Source organism: Trichlorobacter ammonificans (assembly GCF_933509905.1).
Classification (GTDB): Bacteria; Desulfobacterota; Desulfuromonadia; order Geobacterales; family Pseudopelobacteraceae; genus Trichlorobacter; species Trichlorobacter ammonificans.
Genome location: NZ_OW150024.1, coordinates 1200049 through 1219068, shown reverse-complemented (window position 1 = coordinate 1219068; position 19020 = coordinate 1200049). Strand labels below are relative to the sequence as shown.

The following is a 19020-nucleotide window of genomic DNA, read 5'->3' as shown; positions in this document are numbered from 1 at the left end:
ACACCACGAAAGGCGGCAGGCAGATTCTGGTTCTACTCCTTGGTAATCGTGTAACTGCCGTTTTTCTGGAATTCGATATTGGCGTTCAGGAAGGAAACATCCTTGAACCCCAGCTCCTTCAGGGTATGGTAGGCCATTTCGGCACGAACGCCGGTGGCGCAGTGGGTAATCAGCTTCTTGTCTTTCGGAATTTCCGCAACACGTTCCTTGATCTCTTCGGCTGCGATCTGCTTGGCTCCCTTGATCATGCCCGACTTGACTTCGTCGGCATTGCGGACGTCGATGATCTGGACATCGGCGGGCATGGCAGCGGCAAGCTTCTTGAATTCGTCAAGAGCGATCTCACCGGGGCGGGGCTTGGGCACATAGCTGGCCTTGGCGGCAAGCTTGCCGGTGGCAACTTCAAAGTAAGCAGCCTTCCAGGCATCGAATCCGCCGGCCAGCACCAGCACGCGCTTGAAGCCGGCCTTGACCAGGGCGGCGGCAACCGTGGCGGCATCCTTGCCGTTCGTCTGGTCATACACCATGATCGGCGCGTTTTTCTTGACGGTCAGCCCCTTGACCAGCTTGGCGGTCTGTTTGGCCGGGAAGGCAACCGCTCCCTTGATGAAGCCCTTGACCGCCTCTTTTTCCGGACGGGTATCAAGCAGTACATGGGGGATATCCTTGCCGATCCAGGCCTCCTTCAGGAATTGCACGGACAAAACGCCGGGATTGCGCTCAAGCCAGGCCGGCATGCCGTCCACATAAACCTTGATGTTGGTGTAGCCGAGCTTCTTCGCCTTGTCGGCCGAACCGGGGCTCATGTTGCAGGTGGGGCCGGCGCAGTAGAAGATGATCAGGGCGTTTTTGTCAGCCGGCAGCTTGCCGACCATCTTGTCGAATGCCGGGAACGGCAGGTTTTCCGCAGTCGGGATTGATCCCTCCTGGAAGCGCGGCAGCGGCCGGGAGTCGAACAGGAAGTAGTTACCCTTTTCCGGCCCCTGGGCCACCAGCTTCTCAACCTCGGGAGTTGAGATGATCATATCCTGGGAAAGCTTGACCGGCGGCTTCTCCAGAAAACGGACCGCGGTTTTCACACCATCCTTCTCGGTGTACTCGACCTTGACCTCGTGGCCTTTCTTGACCTTGCGCAGCAGTTCACCGTCGCCGGTCTTACCGTCGCCGCTCACCACCTTGATCTCGTCCTCGTCGAAACGCACCAGTTCGGTGGCATCGTCAATCTTGACCTGCAGTGTTTTTGCCTTGAAGGCAACGTTGTCGAAATAGCCACGAATGGCATTGGGTTCCGCCTTGTGACAGTTGGTACAGACCTTGGCGATGGACGGCTTGGCGGGGGCCGGTGCCGCAAACGCCGCGGAAGCCGCCAAAACCGCGGCCACGCAACTTGCCAGTACCAGACGGACTGAGTGCATCGGACGCATGATCATTCCTCCTTTCAGGTTACCGTACTAAACGTTGTCTGTTTCCCGCACCGCCACCCATGGAAAACCTGGGGCCGGGCAGGATGCTCATTTCCCATCAGCAGCCGGCGGTCTTCTTGAACACCTTTGCCTTGTTGGTGTCGCCGCTTTTCTCGAAGGTGGAACGAATCTCGTCACCGTTCTTGATGACGTGCTCCTTGAACTTGGTCACCGTGGTTTCATCGGTGATGACAATGATCACGTCCTTCTCGGTTTTGTTGTCCTTGACAACGGCCGTTACGGTCTTCTGATCGTCGGACACCGTGAAGCTCACCACCGTTCCCACCATTTTGACGGTCTCGGCCAAGGCATTACCACTGAACAGGGCAACCATCACCATGGTCATGCAGATAACCAGCGACATCGAAAGCAGCTTCTTCATTGCTTCACTCCTTACTGACGTTGATACGCTCCGGGCAAATGAAAGGGGGGCATGGGAACTGTCATTCGCCATGCCCCCGCGGGCGTGCTTAGAAATGGACCTCAAAGGTGCCGTAGACATCATGTGCCTCTTTCACCGGCTGTCCCATCATGCCGACCAGCGGAGTAGCGGCTGTTATGCTGGAAATCTTGACCGGTGCCCCAACCCAGTTGTTGCTGCCGGTGTACTGGAAGTCATAGTACTGGTAGCCCAGCTTGAAGAACGCCTTGGCAAAATAGGAGGAGATCGGCTTCAGGTTCAGCTCCTGGATGACGTAGGGCTCAAACACATGACCACGGGTTCCCACCTTGCTGGTCCACATGTCGTCGGCAGCGGGCGCAAAGGTAATCCAGTGCTCGGAACCGTAGTTGTACTCAAAGCCAAGCTTGGTTTTGCTGGGCAGGTCGTAACGCAGACCGGCGAACACGGCATAGCCGGTATTGGATTTCTTAACCGGGCCGGTCGGACTCATCATGTCGGCAGCGGTGCCGTATCCCAGGCCGAAGGGGGACTGATTGGACATTGCCCGCGCATTGTTGGGGTGGGTTATGCTGACGCCGCCATCCACAAAGAAGTTCAGGTCGCCGGGGCCGACCTTTTTCAGGGTTGACATGGCGCCAATGCCGAACCAGTCAATGGAGCCGAGGTTTACCGTCGGACGGGAACCGGCCATGTTACCGCTCAAGGCTTCAGGCTGGTCAAAAATGTCGAAACCACGGTTCCACTGCATCCAGACCCGCAACGGATCGGTATCCACCGGAATGACGGCAACACCCAGCATATCGGTGTCCTTCAGACTGTTCGATGCTGTTCTGTAGCCGGAGTCAAAGCCGCGGCCATAACAGACCTTGGCGTAAAAGCCGGGCAGCATTTCAATGTCCGGCGCATACCCCAGGGTCATGCCGTCAAAGGCGTAGTTGACCAGCAGCGCCGGCGTACCGCCGTTGCCGGGACGGGCCGTGTTGCTCTTCAGGTTGGTGGGAGCCCCGTCTGTAGAGGGACGCCGGCCAACCGAGAACCAGACCGGCTGGTCCATAATATTGCTCCAGGTGGCATAGGCCCGGTCGACATTCAGTTTGCTATCCGAAGGCACATGTCCGACGACGCCATCCATCAAGGAGGTGCGGTCAGCAAAATACCCTGCATTGACGGCATTGTCAGTCTGGGAGCCGAACACCTTGTACATGCCGAGCTTGACATTGACCGTCACGTCCTGGGTAGCCTTGGCCTTCAGATCAAGGGCAAACTTATTGGTGTAGAGCGTTTCATTCTTCGGCTTGAACGACTCGACAACCGTCCCTGCGGGAGCACCGAAGAACATTGGGGTTACATCATAATACGCGGCTGTCTTGCCGTGCAGGCTGTCCATCCTGAACTGATAGCTGCCGCCGATGCTCAGCCACTTGCCCAGGGACTTGTCCTCGATCCGCTGCACCTGACCTTTCAGCTCTTCCATCTGCTTGGTCAGCTTGTCGATCTTGACCTGCAGGTCCGCTTCAGCAGCGTGAGCGGCCAGCGGCAGCACCATCCCGGCGGCAAGCGCCACGACTCCCCGTTTCAATGCCTTCTTCTTCATTGAACCCTCCTTTGTGTTTGCAAACGTCAGCCCCGATCGGCTACGCTTTTGGGTCATGGGTGGTGCCTGCACGCTTTTGGGTGCCACTTTTTCGAACATTTAGTCACAACTTCATATATATTGAAAACGAAATATTTGCATGTTACTATGCGGAAAACGCATGAGCAGAGGCAGGGAGGTGGGAGATGCAGCTGGACTGTTTCAAAACCCTTGTGGAGACGGTAGCGATGGGCAGTTTTTCCCGGGCCGCCGAAAACCTGTTCGTCACCCAGTCAACGGTTTCCCGCCGGATACAACTTCTTGAGGAACATTACGGCGTCCAGCTGCTGGACCGAAGCAGCCCGGTGCTGGCTCCCACCGAAGCCGGCAGGATCGTTCTCGAAAGGGCAACCCGCATTCTGAATCTGGAGCGGGAACTGACCCAACGCATATTGGACCTGAAACAGAACCCCGGCGTCAGCTTCTGCTGCACCCCGGCCTTCGGCATCGCCTACCTGCCGGAGATCATGAAGCGGTTCATGCTTTCCCACTCCTCCATCTCGGGCATCAAATTCTTTTTCGAACTGCCGGACAAGGTGATCGAAGGGCTGCGTGCCGGCAGCTATCAGGCCGGAATCATCGAGCATTTCGAGCAGTACGATCTGGAAGGATTCGAAAGCGTTCCCCTGCCGGACGACGAACTGGTATTTGTAAGCGCCCCCTCCCTCGGCCTGAAGGAAGACGCGGCCATCGACGACCTGCTCCGCCACGACCTGTACGTACGGATGGAAGGCTGCTGCTCAAGCAGGTTGCTGGCCCACAACATGAAGAGCATCGGCAGGAGCTGCTCTGAGTTCGTCCGCACCGTCGTCTGTGCCGACCTCCACCTGATCATCGACACCGTATCGGAAGGAAACGGCATCACCTTCACATCACGCTCACTGGTTGAACAGCAGGTGCGGAGCGGAATTCTCAGGATGCACCGGATTCCCGGTTTCCGGCATATCCAGCAGCGAACCATGCTGCTGGGCCGCTCATCCGCCGCCTCACCGCTCTTGCAGGATTTCGTGCAGCAGATCAGGGCCGCCTTCGAAAGCAGCGCAGCCCCCTCCTGAGGCGGCCGGGCAAGCCGACGCACTCCTCGTTCAGAAGCCCGTTTCCAGCCCGACGTCCCGCCCGCAGCAGGCAGGCCTTCCTTTTCTCCGCGAGCATTTTCTCAAAACTCTGCTAGACTCTGAGCGCATGACGCGACCATGTTGGTCGTGGTACGCCCCCTGAAGGTGACCCCATGCGTTTGCTGCAGACTCTGGTCCTGCTGATTACGGCACTGTTGCTCCCTGTGAGCAGCGGGTTGGCGGAACACCAGCCCTCCCCGGTGACACTCACCGCTGCCGAACAGCAGTGGCTGAAAGCCCATCCGGTCATCACCCTGGCTCCCGATCCCGATTTCAAACCGATCGAGTATTTCGACGCGCACGGCACCTACCAGGGGGCAGCAGCCGACATCATCCGTATTCTCGAAAAAAAACTCGGCATAACGATAACCATTGTCCGTCCCCGGAACTGGGACGATGCCCTGGCCAGATTCAAAAACCACGAAGTGGATCTGCTGGGAGCCATGGTCAGAACCCCCGACCGGGAGCGGTTCGCGCTCTTCAGCGATCCCCTGGTGACTATTCCCGGAGGCATCTTTACCCGCAGCGGTTCCGCTGAATCCCTCACCCTGAAACAACTTGCGGGGAAAAAGGTGGCCGTGGTTTCCAACTATACGGCCCACGACATGCTGCAATCCCACTACCCCGATATTATCCTCGACGTTGTTCCCGACATCGCCACCGGACTTGCCAAGGTGTCGCTGGGGATGGTGGATGCCTATGTGGAAAACATGGCCAACGCCACCTTCTACGCCCAGGAGTCCGGGATTACCAACCTCCATCTGGCCGGCACCACCGATTTCGACTATCGCTGGGGGATCGGCATCCGCAAGGACTGGCCGGAACTGCAGGCGATTCTGAACAAGGGACTGGCTGTCATCAGCGCCAAAGAGCGCAAACAGGCCATCAACCGCTGGATTCACATCGAAGGGCAAAAATGGCGTCCAAGCGTCCTTTTCATCAGCACCGCCCTGGCTTCTCTCTGCATGGTTCTGCTGGTTCTCGTCGTCTACTGGAACTATCTGCTGCGCACGACGGTCAACGAACGCACGGCGTCGCTGCGGGAGGAACTGCAGGAGCGGGAAAAGGCGGAAGCGGCCTTGAGGGACCTGACCAGTCAACTGGAGGAACGGGTCCGCGAGCGGACCGCAGAGTTGCAGGAACAGGTTACCGAGCGACTGAAATCGGAAGAACGGCTGAAAGCCAGCGAACAGAACTATCGCCGCATCGCCCGGCTGACCTCGGATTTTGTCCATAAATGCATCCGCAGGAGAACGGAGCCGTTCAGAATAACCTGGATCGGCGGTGCGGTGAAGAGCATCTCGGGATACCGCGCTGAAGAGATTTACGCACTGGGATGCTGGCTTCCCCTGGTGCATCCGGACGACCGGGAGCGGGTTGCCGCGCACCTGTTCAGCCTGGTGCCGGGCGACAGGAAGCAGATCGAATTCAGGTTGGTCACCAGGGATGGAGTCGTGCGCTGGATCTCCGAAACATGCCACTGCGAAGCGGGCCGGACAGGGGACGAACTGGTTCTGTACGGTTCATCCACGGATATCACCGAACGCAAGCAGCTTGAGGATGCGCTGCGGCTTACCCGTGTCAGCGTGGAGGCGGCATCGGACGCCATCTACTGGATCGCGCCGGACGCCCGCATCGTCGATGTCAACCCGGCCGCCTGCCGTCTGCTCGGCTACAATCGTGAAGAGATCCTGCAACTATCGGTCCCCGACATTGATGCCCAATACAATGCGGAACTCTGGCCCCGGCATTTCAGGGAGCTCGAACAGCAGGGAACCCTGACCTTCGAATCGACGCAGCGTGCCAGGGACGGGCGGTTGATTCCGGTGGAAATCGTGGCCAACTACGTCCATTTCGAGGATGCGGTTCGCAACTGCGCCTTTGTCAGGGATATCACCGAGCGCAAACGGGTCGAGGAAGAACTGCGTGCGGCAAAGGCCGCCGCCGAGGCGGCCAATTCGGCCAAGAGCGAATTTCTCGCCAACATGAGTCACGAAATTCGCACCCCCATGAACGGCGTCATCGGCAACGCCCAGTTGTTGCGCTTCACCAGCCTGACCGGGGAGCAGGAACAGTACCTGGAAAATATCGAAACCGAGGCGCGAAACCTGATCTCGCTGATCAACGACGTACTGGACATCTCCAAAATCGAAGCGGGCAAGATCGAGCTGGAGCATACGCCGTTCAGACTGCGCGGCTGCATCAGCGACGTGATCGGGCCGCAGGAGGCGCGAATACGCGCAAAGGGGCTCACCCTCTCGGTCGACGTCGGGCATGCGCTTCCGGACCAGTTGATCGGCGATCAGTTGCGCCTGAAACAGATACTGTTCAACCTGGTGGGCAATGCCATCAAATTCACCGAATCCGGCACCATACGGCTGCAGGTGGCGAGCTGTGCGCATGAATACGCTGCCGTACGCCTTCGTTTCAGCGTCATCGACACCGGCATCGGCATCAGGGCGGAACTGTTGGAGCAGATATTTGCACCGTTCAGCCAGGCCGATGCCTCAACCACCCGCCGGTTCGGCGGCACGGGTCTGGGACTCTCCATCTGCAGGCGGCTGGTGGGGCTGATGGAAGGGGAGCTGTCGGTTGAAAGCCGCGAGGGGGAGGGCAGCGCGTTCCACGTCGTTCTGCCGTTTCGTATCGAAGAACTGCCCGCTTCCCTGGCGGAACGGACAGAGCCGGTTGCGAAAATTCCGGCCTGGGAGGGCAGGACACTGCGCATTCTGCTTGCCGACGACAGCCGAACCAACCGCGAAATGACGACCCGCCTGCTACAGCGTTTTTCCCATGAGGTCATCCCCGTGCCGGACGGTGCCGCCGCCCTGGAACGGTGGCGCGACGGCAGGTTCGACGTTATCCTGATGGATGTGCAGATGCCGGTCATGGACGGAATCGAGGCCACGCGGATCATCCGGGAACAGGAGCGGGAACAGGGGCGTCATACGCCGATCATTGCCCTGACGGCCCATGCCCTGACCGAGCACCGGGAGCATCTGCTGGCATCGGGGTTCGACGGTTACGTTTCCAAACCGCTGGATCTGGGCCTGCTGCATGAAGAGATGAAGCGGGTCTGCGCTACTGCTGCCTGACCGTCATGGACAGCCAGATGCCGGTCAGCACGAAGATCAGGTTGGCCCCCCAGGCGGCGACCACGGGGGGGAGTACGCCGCTGCGGCCATAGGACTGTATGGCGGCATTGATGATGAAATAGGCAAAACCGATAGCGACACCGGCCCCCACCCCCATGGCCACGCCGCCGGAGCGCCCAGTCCTGAGCGCAAAGGGGATTCCCAGCAGCACCATTACCACACCGCTGAACGGCACGGCGATCTTGGCGTGCATCATGGTTAGCCAACGCCCCGCCGCATAGCCTCCTTTTTCAAGACTGTGGGCATATTCGCGCAACTGGCGGAAGCTTAGGTTATCGGCGTTGTTGTCCAGCACCCGCAGATCATCCACCTTGAGGGAAAGGGGAAGTGCAAGGACCGCCAGCTTCCGTACCGCTCCCCCGCTTGAAAACGTACGGTCGGTCACCCGCTCCAGTCGCCACCCCCCGGCCACCGGCACCGCCTGCTCAGCATCGAGTCGCCGCAGCGGCTCCATCGCCGGCGACAGCTCCCAAACCGTAACCCCTTTCAGCATGCGGGCCTGGGGATCGAAAACACTGGCCTGGAGTATGCGCTCCTCCGAACGGAACCAGATGTTGTTGAGCCGGAAGAAGGTATTGATCCCCTGCTTGCGGATCAGCACCTTCTCGACATACTCCATGCGACGGTAGCTATCCGGCACGACGAACTCGGCGTTGAACAGCATGAAACCACTACAGACCGCCCCCAGAAGCAGGATCGGCATCACGATCTGCGGGATGGAGCGGCCACAACTGCGCAGTGCCGTCAGCTCGCTGCTGCGGGAGAGCAGCCCCAGCGCCAGCAAGGTCGCCATCAGCACGGCAAAGGGCATGGTCTGTCCCACCATTTCCGGAATTTTGAACAGAAAGAACGTTCCGATCTGGCCGAAGCTGGCCCCGGCTTTCAGAAAGCGTCCCAGCTTTTCCATGAAATCCAGAATCAGATAGACCGTCAGGAATCCTCCCTGGCAGACTACGAAGAGCCTGCACCAGGTACGTGCAACGTACCGACTGACGATGCCCATCAGGCCCCCCTCCGTTTCCCCGGCACCCAGCCGGTCAGGATATCCCGCAGATTTCGCTCCGCAGCAGCCAGCCGGAGCAGGGCGAAACCGATACCGCCGAACAGCAGGTTGGGCAGCCAGGCAGCCGCGAAGGGGGGAATAGCACCTTTTTCCGCCAGGGTACGCAGAAAAGTGAGCAAAACGTAGTAAAGCAACAGGATCAGGATGCTGACCGTGAAGCCGGAAGTCTTGCCGGAGCGGCGGTTCTGCAGTCCCAGGGGGAGCGCCAGCAGGGCGAAAACAAAGACGGCGCAGGGAAAGGCAAAGCGGCTGTGCAGTTCGGTCAGCATCCTGGTCCGAAGCGGGTACGGCAGCTGTGGATTCCGGGCCGAGCGGTACAGCTCGGCAACTCCCATATCGATCTCGCTGCGGGCGGGTGCGCTTCTCCGGCCCACCTCGGCACTCAGGTGATACTCGTCAAAGGTGATCAGACGGTAGTCCCCGCCGGAACCAGAGGTATGGATACTGCCCGAGCGCAACAGGATGCGCAGGTCACCGCTGGCATCATCCGGCGCCACGACGCCGTTTTGGGCAAAAATGGTCAGGGGGCGCTCCGGATTGCGACCGTCCTGGATCATGACCCGTTCCATCCGTCGCGTTGCTTCGTCAAAATGATCGACGTAGAGTACGATGCCGGGAATATCGTCCCGGAATATCCGCTCCTGGATCGCCGTAGCGGCGTAGGTACGGGCAATTTCCACCGTCATGCGCTTGAAACCGCTGTTGCCCCACGGCACCGCCACCAGGCTGACGAAAAGGGTCAGCCCCGCCGCCAGAACGGCGGCGATCAGCACCGGCGGCAGCAGCGCATGCAGGCTCAAGCCCCCCGCTTTCAGCACGGTGATTTCGTTGTCGCTGGACAGTCGGCCAAAGGCCAGCAGTACCGCCAGCAGAAAGGCCATGGGAATGGTCAGGACCAGGAAGGAAGGAAGCAGCAGGGCGATCAGTCGTGCCACCTCGGAGAACGGCATGCCGTGCGACACCACCATTTCCATCAGCTTGACCATGCGGCCCATCAGCAGCACCAGCGTGAATATGACGAGGCCGAGAATAAAGATGCCCGCGATCTCGCGGATCAGGTAACGGCTGATGATACGGTGTCTCATGGTGCGGGATGATACATGATGTGGGGATGCGTGTAAAGAAAGGGGGCGTCCCGCGGGACGCCCCCTTTGCAACATGATTTCGTTGAAGAGCGTTAGATTTTTCGAGCATGGGTGCCGCAGATGAGTGCTGATGCGGAGACGAACTGTCAGGTACGTCGCACTAAATCAGCACGAATCTGACGTGCCCAGAACGAAAACAGATGACGCTCGTCTAGGCCTCGGATTTCCACTGGCCGTGAAGGTTACAGTACTCACGGGCCGTAACGTTCTGTGCGGTGACGCAGAAGGTGGCTTCCGGCGCCTGTCCCGGCTCCAGGAACTGGCGGTAGACCTTGCCGTCGGCAATCAGTTCGATCCACTGGATGTAATGTTTCTCCTCCATCGGATGGGCAACGCTCCCCACCTTGACCGTGATGGTGCCGTTCCCCTTTTCGATCACCGGTACATGCTTCTCTTTCGAGGCGTCAACCGTGTTTTCCGTCTGGAGCTGCATGTTCTCGCCGCAGCAGACAATGCTGGCGCCGCCGCCGACCATGACTTCGATGATGTTGCCGCAATGTTGACACTTGTACACTTCAAGACGCTTCGGCATGGGATGTTCCTCCTTGGGTATGATTGGGTATCCGGCCATGGTGCCGGGATACGGTCTGAAGGTCTCAGCTACCAGTTTTCCGCCAGCAGTTCGAAATGGGCCTTGGGATGGGCGCAGGCCGCGCAGATTTCGGGAGCGTCGGTGCTACTGTGCAGATACCCGCAGTTGCGGCAGCGCCAGACCACCACCCGGTCGCGGACAAAGACCCGGCCCGCCTCAAGGTTGGCCAGCAGGTCGCGGTACCGCTTCTCATGCTGTTTCTCCGCCACGGAGATGGCATTCCAGACCGCAGCGATCTCAACAAATCCCTCCTCCCTGGCGGTTGCGGCAAAGGCCGGGTACAGCTCGGTATGCTCCTCATGTTCGCCGCAGGCCGCGGCCAGCAGGTTTTCCGCGGTAGTACCGATTTTTCCCGCCGGAAAACAGGCGGTTATCTCCAGATCTCCCCCCTCCAGAAACTTGAAGAAACGCTTGGCATGCTCCTTCTCCTGGTGGGCGGTCTCTTCAAAGATATCGGCGATCTGGACGTAGCCCTCTTTTTTCGCCACAGCGGCAAAATAGGTATAGCGATTACGGGCCTGGCTCTCGCCGGCAAAGGATTTCAACAGGTTTTTTTCCGTTTTGGTCCCCTTGACTGATGCTGCCATCGTTTCCTCCTCGGCATTGCGTGATATGCAATCAACGTTATCACTCTACCTCAGAATTTTTCGTTTGCAATAAAAAGATTGATCTTGTCCTTAATCACCTGAAAACAATGGGGAGAACGATCGTCTCCCCACGCGTCTTCACCTGAAACGGCTACACGTTGAACCGGAAGTGCATCACATCGCCGTCCTTCACGACGTACTCCTTCCCCTCCAGCCGCATCAAACCCTTTTCCTTCGCACCGGCCTCGCCGCTGCAGGCGATGTAGTCGTCGAAACCGATCACCTCGGCCCGGATGAACCCTTTTTCAAAGTCGGAGTGGATCACGCCGGCCGCCTGGGGCGCCTTGGTCCCCCTGGTAATGGTCCAAGCCCGCACCTCCTTGACCCCGGCGGTAAAGTAGGTGATCAGCCCCAGCAGGTCGTAGCCGGCGCGGATCAGCCGGTCCAGTCCCGACTCCTCAAGTCCCATCTCCTGCAGGAATGCCTGCTTCTCCTCCCCTTCCAGCTCGGCGATTTCCGATTCCAGCTTGCCGCAGATCACCACCACACCGGCAGCTTCGGCAGCGGCAATGTCGCGCACTTGGGCCACAAAGGGGTGACTGCCGGCCAAGTCGTCCTCGGCAACGTTGGCCACGTAGAGTACCGGCTTGGCGGTGAGCAGATGCAGGTCCCGCAGCCAGAGCCGCTCGTCCTCGTTCTCGGCGCAATCACGCACTTTTTTTCCCTGTTCCAGCAGCCCCTTTACCCGCTCGTAGAAGGTCACTTCCTCCTTGGCCTTCTTGTCGCCGCTGCGGGCCAGCTTCTCGGCACGCAGTACTTTCTTCTCCAGGGTATCCAGGTCGGCCAGAGCCAGTTCGGTATTGATCACCTCGATATCGTCGGCAGGAGAAACTTTGCCGGCCACATGCACCACATTGGCGTCGTCGAAGCAGCGCACCACATGCACCACGGCATCCACCGAGCGGATATGTCCCAAAAACTGGTTCCCCAGCCCTTCACCGGCGCTGGCCCCTTTCACCAGACCGGCGATATCGACGAACTCGATGGTGGTGTACTGACACTTCTGGGGATTAACGATACCTGCCAGTTGATCGATGCGCGGATCCGGCACCTGCACGATCCCCACATTGGGGTCAATGGTGCAGAAGGGATAGTTGGCCGACTCGGCCCCGGCGGAGGTGATGGCGTTGAAAATGGTGGACTTGCCCACGTTGGGCAGGCCGACGATGCCGCAGTTGAAACCCATGATCCGTTATCCTTCCCGGTAGTTCCTGTTGTTATAGAGGCTCATCGCCTTGGGCACCCCTGCGTCCAGGGCGGTTTCCAGCATGTCGAGAGCACCGTCCAGCACACGGGCCACGATCTCCATCTCTGCAGGGGGAAAGGTGCCCAGCACGTAATCGCTGACCTCACCGAACTGCGGCTTGCCGATGCCGATCCGCAGCCGCAGGAAGTCGCCCTTGCCCAGCAGTTCCATGATGGAGCGCAGGCCGTTGTGGCCGCCGTGTCCCCCCCCCTGCTTCAGGCGGACCGTTCCCAGGGGCAGGTCCACCTCGTCATGCACCACGATCAACTGCTCGGGCTTCAGCTTGTAGAACTGCAGCGCCGGCAACACCGAGCGACCGGAGAGGTTCATGAAGGTCTGGGGTTGCAGCAGCACCAGCCGCTTGTCCTTGCGCTCCCAGACACCGGTCAGGCCGCCGAATTGCTTGCGGGCAAGGGATATCCCTTCCAGGGCCGCAATCCGGTCCAGAAACAGAAAACCCGCGTTGTGGCGGGTCCAGTGATACTTGGGGCCGGGATTGCCCAGCCCTGCGATGAGAAGTGTTTCCATGGCAGGTGAACGCTTGCGGGCCGCAACGGTTCAGCACCGTTGCGGCCCGCTGCTGAAGCCTTACTCGGCTGCCGCCTCTTCCTTGGCCTTGCCCAGCACGCCAACAATCGGATTGGTGGCATTGCCCAGGCACTTAACCCCGGCAGGCAGCACAAGATCCTGCACATGCAGTGTCTGGCCGATCTTGAGGTTGGTCACATCGACCTCAATATGCTCCGGAATCTGGCCCGGAAGACATTCCACATGCAGCGTGTGAGTATCCACGTCCAGCAGACCGCCCTCCTTAACCCCGGCTGCCGTTCCTTTCAGCAGAATCGGCACGTTCACCCGCACCTTCTCGGACATGTTCACCCGGTGCAGGTCAACGTGCTCGGCAGTGCCCTTCAGGGGATCCCGCTGCAGGTCGGCAACGATCACCACCGCCTGATTCAGGTCACCGTTGCACTGCAGGGTGATCAGGTTGTTCATGCCGCCTTCCCCGGCAACGGCGGCTGCCAGGGCCTTGGGTTCGATACTGACCGCTACCGGCTCCATGCCGCGTCCATAGACAACGCCGGGAATACGGCCGGCTGCACGCAGTTTACGGCTGATTCCCTTGCCGGTGCTGGTACGGATTTCCACTGTCATTTGTGTCTGTTGCATCGCTTCCTCCCGACGCGGTCGGCCGCACGCGGCTCCGCTGTAATATGGATTCCTGTCAATCGAACAGCGAACTGACCGATTCGTCTTCGTGAATACGCCTGATCGCCTCTGCCAGCAACGAGGCGACGGACAGCACCTTGACCTTGGAGGTGCGCGCGCCCTTGTCGCCGAGCGGAACCGTATCCGTCAGCACGACTTCCTCGATCACCGAGCCGTTGATCCGGTCAATGGCCGGACCGGAGAGCACGCCGTGGGTGGCGCAGGCGAAAATGGCTGCCGCCCCGTTCTGCTTGAGCGCTCCGGCAGCCTGGGTCAGGGTGCCGGCGGTGTCGATCATGTCGTCAAGGATGATGGCGATCTTGTCCTTGACATCGCCGATCAGGTGCATCACCTCGGCAACGTTGGGAGCGGTACGCCGCTTGTCGATCATCGCCATCGGACACTCCAGACGCTTGGCAAAAGCCCGTGCCCGCTCGGCGCCGCCGGCGTCGGGGCTGACCATGACCACGTTCTGCCCGGCAAACCGCTCCTTCAGGTAGGAGAGCATCACCGGCGCCGCATAGAGGTTGTCCACCGGAATATCGAAAAACCCCTGAATCTGGCCGGCGTGCAGATCAATGGTCACCACCCGGTCGGCACCGGCGGTGGTGAGCAGGTCCGCCACCAGCTTGGCGGAAATCGGCGTACGGGGTGCCGCCTTCCGATCCTGGCGGGCATAGCCGTAGTAGGGGATGACGGCGGTGATGGTGGCAGCGGAAGCGCGCTTCATGGCATCCATCATCACCAGCAGCTCCATCAGGTTGTTGTTGGTAGGGGCGCAGGTGGACTGCACCAAGTAGACGTCCCGTCCCCGGACGTTCTCCCGGATCTCCACCATTACCTCGCCATCGGAAAAGGTTTTGACGCCGGCATTGCCCAGAGGTACTCCCAGCACTTCGCAGATTCTCTGCGCCAGGGCAGGATTGGAGTTGCCGGAAAAGACCCTGATTTTGTCGTACATGACAATGACCTTTCGAAACTACCGATACATGAATAAAATTGGCAGGGGTGCCAGGATTCGAACCTAGGAATGCCGGAATCAAAATCCGGTGCCTTACCGCTTGGCGACACCCCTGTAGATGCCGATCAACATCTTCCGCTCAGAGCGTTTCGACTGCTACCGCAAACCAGCCGGGCTGCTGGTGCCCTATGGCGTCGGCCGCCGCTCGCGCCGCGGCTTCCTCGACAAAAAGGCCGAACACCGTGGGACCGCTGCCGGACATCATGGCCGCCGCCGCCCCCAGTGAACGGAGGAGCTCCTTAATTTCGCCGATTACGGGAAAAGCCGGGATGGTTACCGACTCGAGGTCGTTGGACAGAACAGCACAGAGTGCGGCAACATCATCAAAAGAGTCAGGAAGTTTAGCCAGAGGTTCCTTCCGTGTCAACTGCAAATTTCTGTACACCCAGGCGGTTGAAACCGGCACATTGGGGTTCACCAGCACCACCCAGAGCGAGGGTATCGCCGCCAGCGGCGTAAGGAGCTCACCGATCCCCTCGGCACGGGCGGTCGTCCCGAAGAGAAAAAAGGGAACGTCCGCACCCAGCCTGACGCCGATTTCCATCAGGCGCTCACGGGAAAGCCCCAGCTCCAGCAAGTCGTTCAATCCCTGCAGCACGGTGGCGCAGTCGCTGCTGCCGCCGCCCAGACCGGCGGCAACCGGAATACGCTTGGTAATATGCACCTCAATGCCGGTATCCGCTCCGGACAGCTCCAGCAGGGCGCGGGCCGCCTTCCAGGCGATGTTCTCTTCGCCGTCGGGCACATGGGCGGCGCCACAGCTTACCCGGATGCCGGGCGTGACGGAACGGCTGATGGTGATCTCATCACAGAGGTTGACCTGCTGCATGATCATGCGCAGGTCGTGGTAGCCGTCGGGCCGCCTGCCCACCACGTCGAGTCGGTAGTTGACCTTGGCGGGGGCCTGCAGGGTGACGCTGTGCAGCATGGGAGACTCCTCGTTTCTCTGAATACTATCGTTTCGAAACCTAAACCATAGCGGGGACGTTGGCAAGGGCAAAGCGCTTGCGACGGTGATGCTTTGTCTCTATACTTACGCCCCTACCCTTGCAAGGAGATACGGAACCGATGCAGATTCGACTACCCGCCGAATGGGAGGAGCAGGACGGCATACTGCTGGCCTGGCCCCATGCCGCAACCGACTGGACCGAACTTCTGGAAGAGGTCGGACAGTGCTATCTCGCCCTGGTCCGGGCCATCTGCCGTTTTGAGCGGGTGCTGGTGGTAACCCCGGATGCCGATGCCGTGGGCGCCATCCTTACCGATGCCGGCGTGGAGCCGTCACGGTTCACCGTCGCCCGGTTCCCCACCAACGACACCTGGACCCGCGACTTCGGCCCCCTGACGGTACTGGTCAACGGCACACCGGTGATGCTGGATTTCGGCTTCAACGGCTGGGGGCTGAAATTCGCGGCAGACCGTGACAATCAGGTTAGCCGGCTGCTCAAGCAGAACGACTTTCTTCTTCCCCGCCTCAACACCATCGGCTTGGTGCTGGAGGGCGGGAGTGTGGAAAGCGACGGCCGGGGCACCATCCTGACCACCAGCCAGTGCCTGCTCTCTCCCAACCGCAACCCGCAGCTCACCCGACTGGATATCGAGGAAGCCTTGGCAGGGTTGCTCGGAGCCCGGCGTGTGCTCTGGCTGGAGCACGGCTGGCTGGCCGGAGACGACACCGACGCCCATATCGACACCCTGGCCCGCCTCTGCCCGGACGACACCATTGCCTACGTTTCCTGCCCGGACCCGCGGGACGAACATTTTGCCGAACTGAAGTTGATGGAGCAGGAACTGGTCGCCCTGCGCACCGCCGAGGGCCGCCCCTACCGCCTGCTGCCGCTCCCCTGGCCCGCCCCCCGCTACGACGACGACGGACAGCGGCTGCCGGCCACCTACGCCAACTTCCTGGTGGTAAACGGTGCCGTGCTGGTCCCCACCTACGACGACCCGGCGGACAGCGCGGCCCTGGCCATGATCGCCCTGGCCTTTCCGGGACGGGAGATCATCGGCATCGACTGTCGCGTGCTGATCAGACAGCACGGCTCACTGCACTGCGTCACCATGCAGTTGCCGAAAGGAACCCTGCCATGAGTCAAACCCTGCGCACCGCCCTGGTACAACAGACCGCCTTCGGCGACTACGCGACCGTCACCGCCGCCACCGGCGAACGAATACGGCAGGCCGCGGCCGCCGGTGCCCGGCTGGTGGTACTGCAGGAGCTGCATACCGGCCCCTACTTCTGCCAGACCGAGGCAACCGGCCAGTTCGACCGGGCGGAAACGATCCCCGGTCCTTCCACGGAGCTGTTCGGCAGCCTGGCCGCCGACCTGGGGATCGTACTGGTCACCTCGCTCTTCGAGCGCCGGGCCCCCGGCCTCTACCACAACACCGCCGTGGTGTTCGAACGGGACGGCAGCATCGCCGGCACCTACCGCAAGATGCATATCCCCGACGACCCCGCCTTTTACGAAAAATTCTACTTCACTCCCGGCGATCTGGGTTTTACGCCGATCCGCACGTCGGTGGGCACCCTTGGGGTACTGGTCTGCTGGGATCAGTGGTACCCGGAGGCGGCGCGGCTGATGGCCCTTGCCGGTGCCGACCTGCTGATCTACCCCACCGCCATCGGCTGGGACCCGGCGGATGACGATGCCGAAAAACAGCGGCAGCGGGACGCCTGGATCACGGTACAGCGGGGCCATGCCGTTGCCAACGGCCTGCCGCTCGTCGCCGTGAACCGGGTCGGTTTCGAACCGTCACCCGATGAACGGGCCGGGGGGATCGACTTCTGGGGAACCAGCTTCGTGGCGGGACCGCAGGGAGAACTACTGGCACAGGCGGGGACTGATCGCGAGGAACTGCTGCTGGCGGAAATCGACTTGGGGCGATCGGAAACGGTACGGCGCATCTGGCCGTTTCTGCGGGACCGGCGCATCGACGCCTACCAGGGGTTAAGCCGCCGTTTTCTCGACTGACCGGCTGCTGAATCGCCGCCCTCCCCGAAAGCCCCTCTTGTGCGGCGTGGCAAGGCTACACCGCACAAGGAGGGACGTGTCTCGCGGATATGATCCGACTATTTTTGAGCAACCTTGGCACGTTCCGCAAAACTCCCCAAGACTACATCTTCAGCTCTCGGGCCAGGGCCTCCCAGGCGGCAAAGCTGCGCAGAATCGTCTCCCGGTCAACGCAGTAAACGATCCGGAAGTATCCCGGCGCGCCGAAACCAGAGCCGGGCACCAGCAGGATCAGGTGTTTCTGGGCCAGCTTGACAAACTCCACGTCATCCGCGATGGGTGATTTGGGAAAGAGGTAAAAAGCACCGTCAGGCTTCACCAGGGAGAAACCGAGGGAGGTCAGCTTGTCGTACAGAAGATCGCGCTTTTCCTGGTAGGCGGCAATATCCACCGACTCATCCTGCAGACCGGCCACCAAGCGCTGCAACAGGGCCGGGGCGTTGACGAACCCCAGGGTGCGGTTGCAGAAAACCGCCGCCTCGATGAATTGGGGAGCTGTTGCCATGCGGGGGTTGGCGGCTAGATAGCCGATCCGTTCTCCGGGGAGGGCAAGATCCTTGCTGTGGGAACTGACCACCACGCTGTTTTCGATCAGGGGAAAGACACTGGGAACCGGCTGGCCGTCGTAGGCCAGCCGAGCGTACGGCTCGTCGGATATGACGTAGATATGGTGGCCGCTTTTCCGCTGGACCGAGGACACCAACGCCCCCAGAGCGGCCAGCTCGTCGGCCCGGTAGATCACGCCGGTGGGATTGTTGGGGGTATTGATGATGATGGCGCGGGTCTTCGGCGTGATCGCCAGCTCAATGGCGGCCAAGTCCAGGCGGAAGGTTTCCCGGTCGGTCCAGACTTCCACCGGCACACCGCCGTGGTTGTCGATATAGAACTTGTACTCCACGAAGTAGGGAGCGAGAATAATCACCTCCTCGCCAGGATTGAGGATCGCCTTCAATACCACGTTGAGGGCGCCGCCGGCGCCGCAGGTCATGATCACCTCGTCCGCTGTCACCGGCAGTCCCGATTCCCGGGAGACCCGCGCGGCAACCGCCGCCCGGGTCTCCTGGTAACCGGCATTGTTCATGTAGCGGTGCATTCCCGGCAGCGGATTGGTTGCCAGGTCGCACAGAGCCGCCTTGAATGAGGCGGGAGGCTCCACCTCCGGATTACCCAGGGTAAAATCGAACACCCGGTCGGCACCGTGTTCGCGGCGCAGCCGTTCTCCCTCCTCGAACATCTTGCGGATCCAGGAAGAACGGGAAAGGTGTCCTGCTATCTTGTTCGCGATGGCCATTACTGCTACTCCTTGCTTACGTG

Annotated in this window: 17 protein-coding genes and 1 tRNA gene; 4 read left to right on the top strand and 14 right to left on the bottom strand. The window is 60.4% G+C overall.

The annotated features are described in order from the left end of the window. Positions 1-32: 32 nt before the first annotated feature. The 3 genes from RAK07_RS05500 to RAK07_RS05490 form a co-directional block, all read right to left on the bottom strand. Positions 33-1424, bottom strand: a complete 1392-nt coding sequence (locus RAK07_RS05500; protein WP_305731839.1) for a rhodanese-like domain-containing protein — start codon at positions 1422-1424, stop codon at positions 33-35. A gap of 97 nt (positions 1425-1521) precedes the next feature. Beyond that, the gene (locus RAK07_RS05495) at positions 1522-1845 is read right to left on the bottom strand and encodes a hypothetical protein (RefSeq protein WP_305731838.1); all 324 of its coding nucleotides are present in this window, start codon (positions 1843-1845) and stop codon (positions 1522-1524) included. A gap of 88 nt (positions 1846-1933) precedes the next feature. Beyond that, positions 1934-3460 carry a DUF3373 domain-containing protein gene (locus tag RAK07_RS05490; protein WP_305731837.1) on the bottom strand — a complete coding sequence of 509 codons (1527 nt, stop codon included), beginning with the start codon at positions 3458-3460 and terminating at the stop codon, positions 1934-1936. 185 nt (positions 3461-3645) lie between these two features. Between RAK07_RS05490 and RAK07_RS05485 the strand changes: the two genes are divergently transcribed. Beyond that, positions 3646-4554: a LysR family transcriptional regulator gene (locus tag RAK07_RS05485; protein ID WP_305731836.1), complete on the top strand. Its 909-nt coding sequence runs from the start codon at positions 3646-3648 to the stop codon at positions 4552-4554. Between the two features lie 173 nt (positions 4555-4727). Continuing rightward, on the top strand, positions 4728-7709 hold the full coding sequence (locus RAK07_RS05480) for an ATP-binding protein (RefSeq protein ID WP_305731835.1): 2982 nt from the start codon (positions 4728-4730) through the stop codon (positions 7707-7709). On the opposite strand, the gene lptG is transcribed toward RAK07_RS05480, so the two are convergent. The 10 genes from lptG to ispE form a co-directional block, all read right to left on the bottom strand. After that, positions 7696-8772 (bottom strand): LPS export ABC transporter permease LptG, encoded by a 1077-nt coding sequence (gene lptG, locus RAK07_RS05475; RefSeq protein WP_305731834.1) that lies wholly within the window; start codon positions 8770-8772, stop codon positions 7696-7698. The genes RAK07_RS05480 and lptG overlap by 14 nt on opposite strands. Beyond that, positions 8772-9917 (bottom strand): LPS export ABC transporter permease LptF, encoded by a 1146-nt coding sequence (gene lptF / locus RAK07_RS05470; RefSeq protein WP_305731833.1) that lies wholly within the window; start codon positions 9915-9917, stop codon positions 8772-8774. The genes lptG and lptF overlap by 1 nt, the downstream gene beginning before the upstream one ends. Before the next feature lie 211 nt (positions 9918-10128). Further along, entirely contained in the window at positions 10129-10509 is a 381-nt protein-coding gene (locus RAK07_RS05465) for a desulfoferrodoxin (RefSeq protein ID WP_305731832.1), read from the bottom strand. Between the two features lie 68 nt (positions 10510-10577). Beyond that, positions 10578-11156: a rubrerythrin gene (rbr, locus tag RAK07_RS05460; RefSeq protein ID WP_305731831.1), complete on the bottom strand. Its 579-nt coding sequence runs from the start codon at positions 11154-11156 to the stop codon at positions 10578-10580. 151 nt (positions 11157-11307) lie between these two features. Then, entirely contained in the window at positions 11308-12402 is a 1095-nt protein-coding gene (ychF, locus tag RAK07_RS05455; protein ID WP_305731830.1) for a redox-regulated ATPase YchF, read from the bottom strand. A gap of 6 nt (positions 12403-12408) precedes the next feature. Beyond that, positions 12409-12990, bottom strand: a complete 582-nt coding sequence (pth, locus tag RAK07_RS05450) for an aminoacyl-tRNA hydrolase (protein ID WP_305731829.1) — start codon at positions 12988-12990, stop codon at positions 12409-12411. Positions 12991-13050: 60 nt separating this feature from the next. Continuing rightward, positions 13051-13632 carry a 50S ribosomal protein L25 gene (locus RAK07_RS05445; protein ID WP_305731828.1) on the bottom strand — a complete coding sequence of 194 codons (582 nt, stop codon included), beginning with the start codon at positions 13630-13632 and terminating at the stop codon, positions 13051-13053. A gap of 55 nt (positions 13633-13687) precedes the next feature. Beyond that, positions 13688-14632: a ribose-phosphate pyrophosphokinase gene (locus RAK07_RS05440; protein WP_305731827.1), complete on the bottom strand. Its 945-nt coding sequence runs from the start codon at positions 14630-14632 to the stop codon at positions 13688-13690. A 39-nt stretch (positions 14633-14671) separates the two neighbouring features. Beyond that, positions 14672-14746 (bottom strand) — tRNA-Gln (locus tag RAK07_RS05435). A 25-nt stretch (positions 14747-14771) separates the two neighbouring features. Beyond that, positions 14772-15617: a 4-(cytidine 5'-diphospho)-2-C-methyl-D-erythritol kinase gene (gene ispE, locus RAK07_RS05430; RefSeq protein WP_305733481.1), complete on the bottom strand. Its 846-nt coding sequence runs from the start codon at positions 15615-15617 to the stop codon at positions 14772-14774. Between the two features lie 143 nt (positions 15618-15760). Between ispE and RAK07_RS05425 the strand changes: the two genes are divergently transcribed. Next, positions 15761-16783 (top strand): agmatine deiminase family protein, encoded by a 1023-nt coding sequence (locus tag RAK07_RS05425; protein ID WP_305731826.1) that lies wholly within the window; start codon positions 15761-15763, stop codon positions 16781-16783. Then, positions 16780-17667: a carbon-nitrogen hydrolase gene (locus tag RAK07_RS05420; protein ID WP_305731825.1), complete on the top strand. Its 888-nt coding sequence runs from the start codon at positions 16780-16782 to the stop codon at positions 17665-17667. The genes RAK07_RS05425 and RAK07_RS05420 overlap by 4 nt, the downstream gene beginning before the upstream one ends. 142 nt (positions 17668-17809) lie before the next feature. Here RAK07_RS05420 and RAK07_RS05415 read toward each other — a convergent pair whose 3' ends face one another. After that, entirely contained in the window at positions 17810-18997 is a 1188-nt protein-coding gene (locus RAK07_RS05415) for a pyridoxal phosphate-dependent aminotransferase (protein WP_305731824.1), read from the bottom strand. Positions 18998-19020 lie beyond the last annotated feature (23 nt).

What these genes read in the sequence shown, in the direction of transcription:
- RAK07_RS05495 (WP_305731838.1), bottom strand. Translation starts at nt 1,845, where the DNA reads ATGAAGAAGCTGCTTTCGATGTCGCTGGTTATCTGCATGACCATGGTG.
- ychF (WP_305731830.1), bottom strand. Translation starts at nt 12,402, where the DNA reads ATGGGTTTCAACTGCGGCATCGTCGGCCTGCCCAACGTGGGCAAGTCC.
- rbr (WP_305731831.1), bottom strand. Translation starts at nt 11,156, where the DNA reads ATGGCAGCATCAGTCAAGGGGACCAAAACGGAAAAAAACCTGTTGAAA.
- RAK07_RS05445 (WP_305731828.1), bottom strand. Translation starts at nt 13,632, where the DNA reads ATGCAACAGACACAAATGACAGTGGAAATCCGTACCAGCACCGGCAAG.
- lptG (WP_305731834.1), bottom strand. Translation starts at nt 8,772, where the DNA reads ATGGGCATCGTCAGTCGGTACGTTGCACGTACCTGGTGCAGGCTCTTC.
- RAK07_RS05480 (WP_305731835.1), top strand. Translation starts at nt 4,728, where the DNA reads ATGCGTTTGCTGCAGACTCTGGTCCTGCTGATTACGGCACTGTTGCTC.
- RAK07_RS05490 (WP_305731837.1), bottom strand. Translation starts at nt 3,460, where the DNA reads ATGAAGAAGAAGGCATTGAAACGGGGAGTCGTGGCGCTTGCCGCCGGG.
- lptF (WP_305731833.1), bottom strand. Translation starts at nt 9,917, where the DNA reads ATGAGACACCGTATCATCAGCCGTTACCTGATCCGCGAGATCGCGGGC.
- RAK07_RS05440 (WP_305731827.1), bottom strand. Translation starts at nt 14,632, where the DNA reads ATGTACGACAAAATCAGGGTCTTTTCCGGCAACTCCAATCCTGCCCTG.
- RAK07_RS05425 (WP_305731826.1), top strand. Translation starts at nt 15,761, where the DNA reads ATGCAGATTCGACTACCCGCCGAATGGGAGGAGCAGGACGGCATACTG.
- RAK07_RS05465 (WP_305731832.1), bottom strand. Translation starts at nt 10,509, where the DNA reads ATGCCGAAGCGTCTTGAAGTGTACAAGTGTCAACATTGCGGCAACATC.
- RAK07_RS05420 (WP_305731825.1), top strand. Translation starts at nt 16,780, where the DNA reads ATGAGTCAAACCCTGCGCACCGCCCTGGTACAACAGACCGCCTTCGGC.
- pth (WP_305731829.1), bottom strand. Translation starts at nt 12,990, where the DNA reads ATGGAAACACTTCTCATCGCAGGGCTGGGCAATCCCGGCCCCAAGTAT.
- RAK07_RS05415 (WP_305731824.1), bottom strand. Translation starts at nt 18,997, where the DNA reads ATGGCCATCGCGAACAAGATAGCAGGACACCTTTCCCGTTCTTCCTGG.
- RAK07_RS05485 (WP_305731836.1), top strand. Translation starts at nt 3,646, where the DNA reads ATGCAGCTGGACTGTTTCAAAACCCTTGTGGAGACGGTAGCGATGGGC.
- RAK07_RS05500 (WP_305731839.1), bottom strand. Translation starts at nt 1,424, where the DNA reads ATGCGTCCGATGCACTCAGTCCGTCTGGTACTGGCAAGTTGCGTGGCC.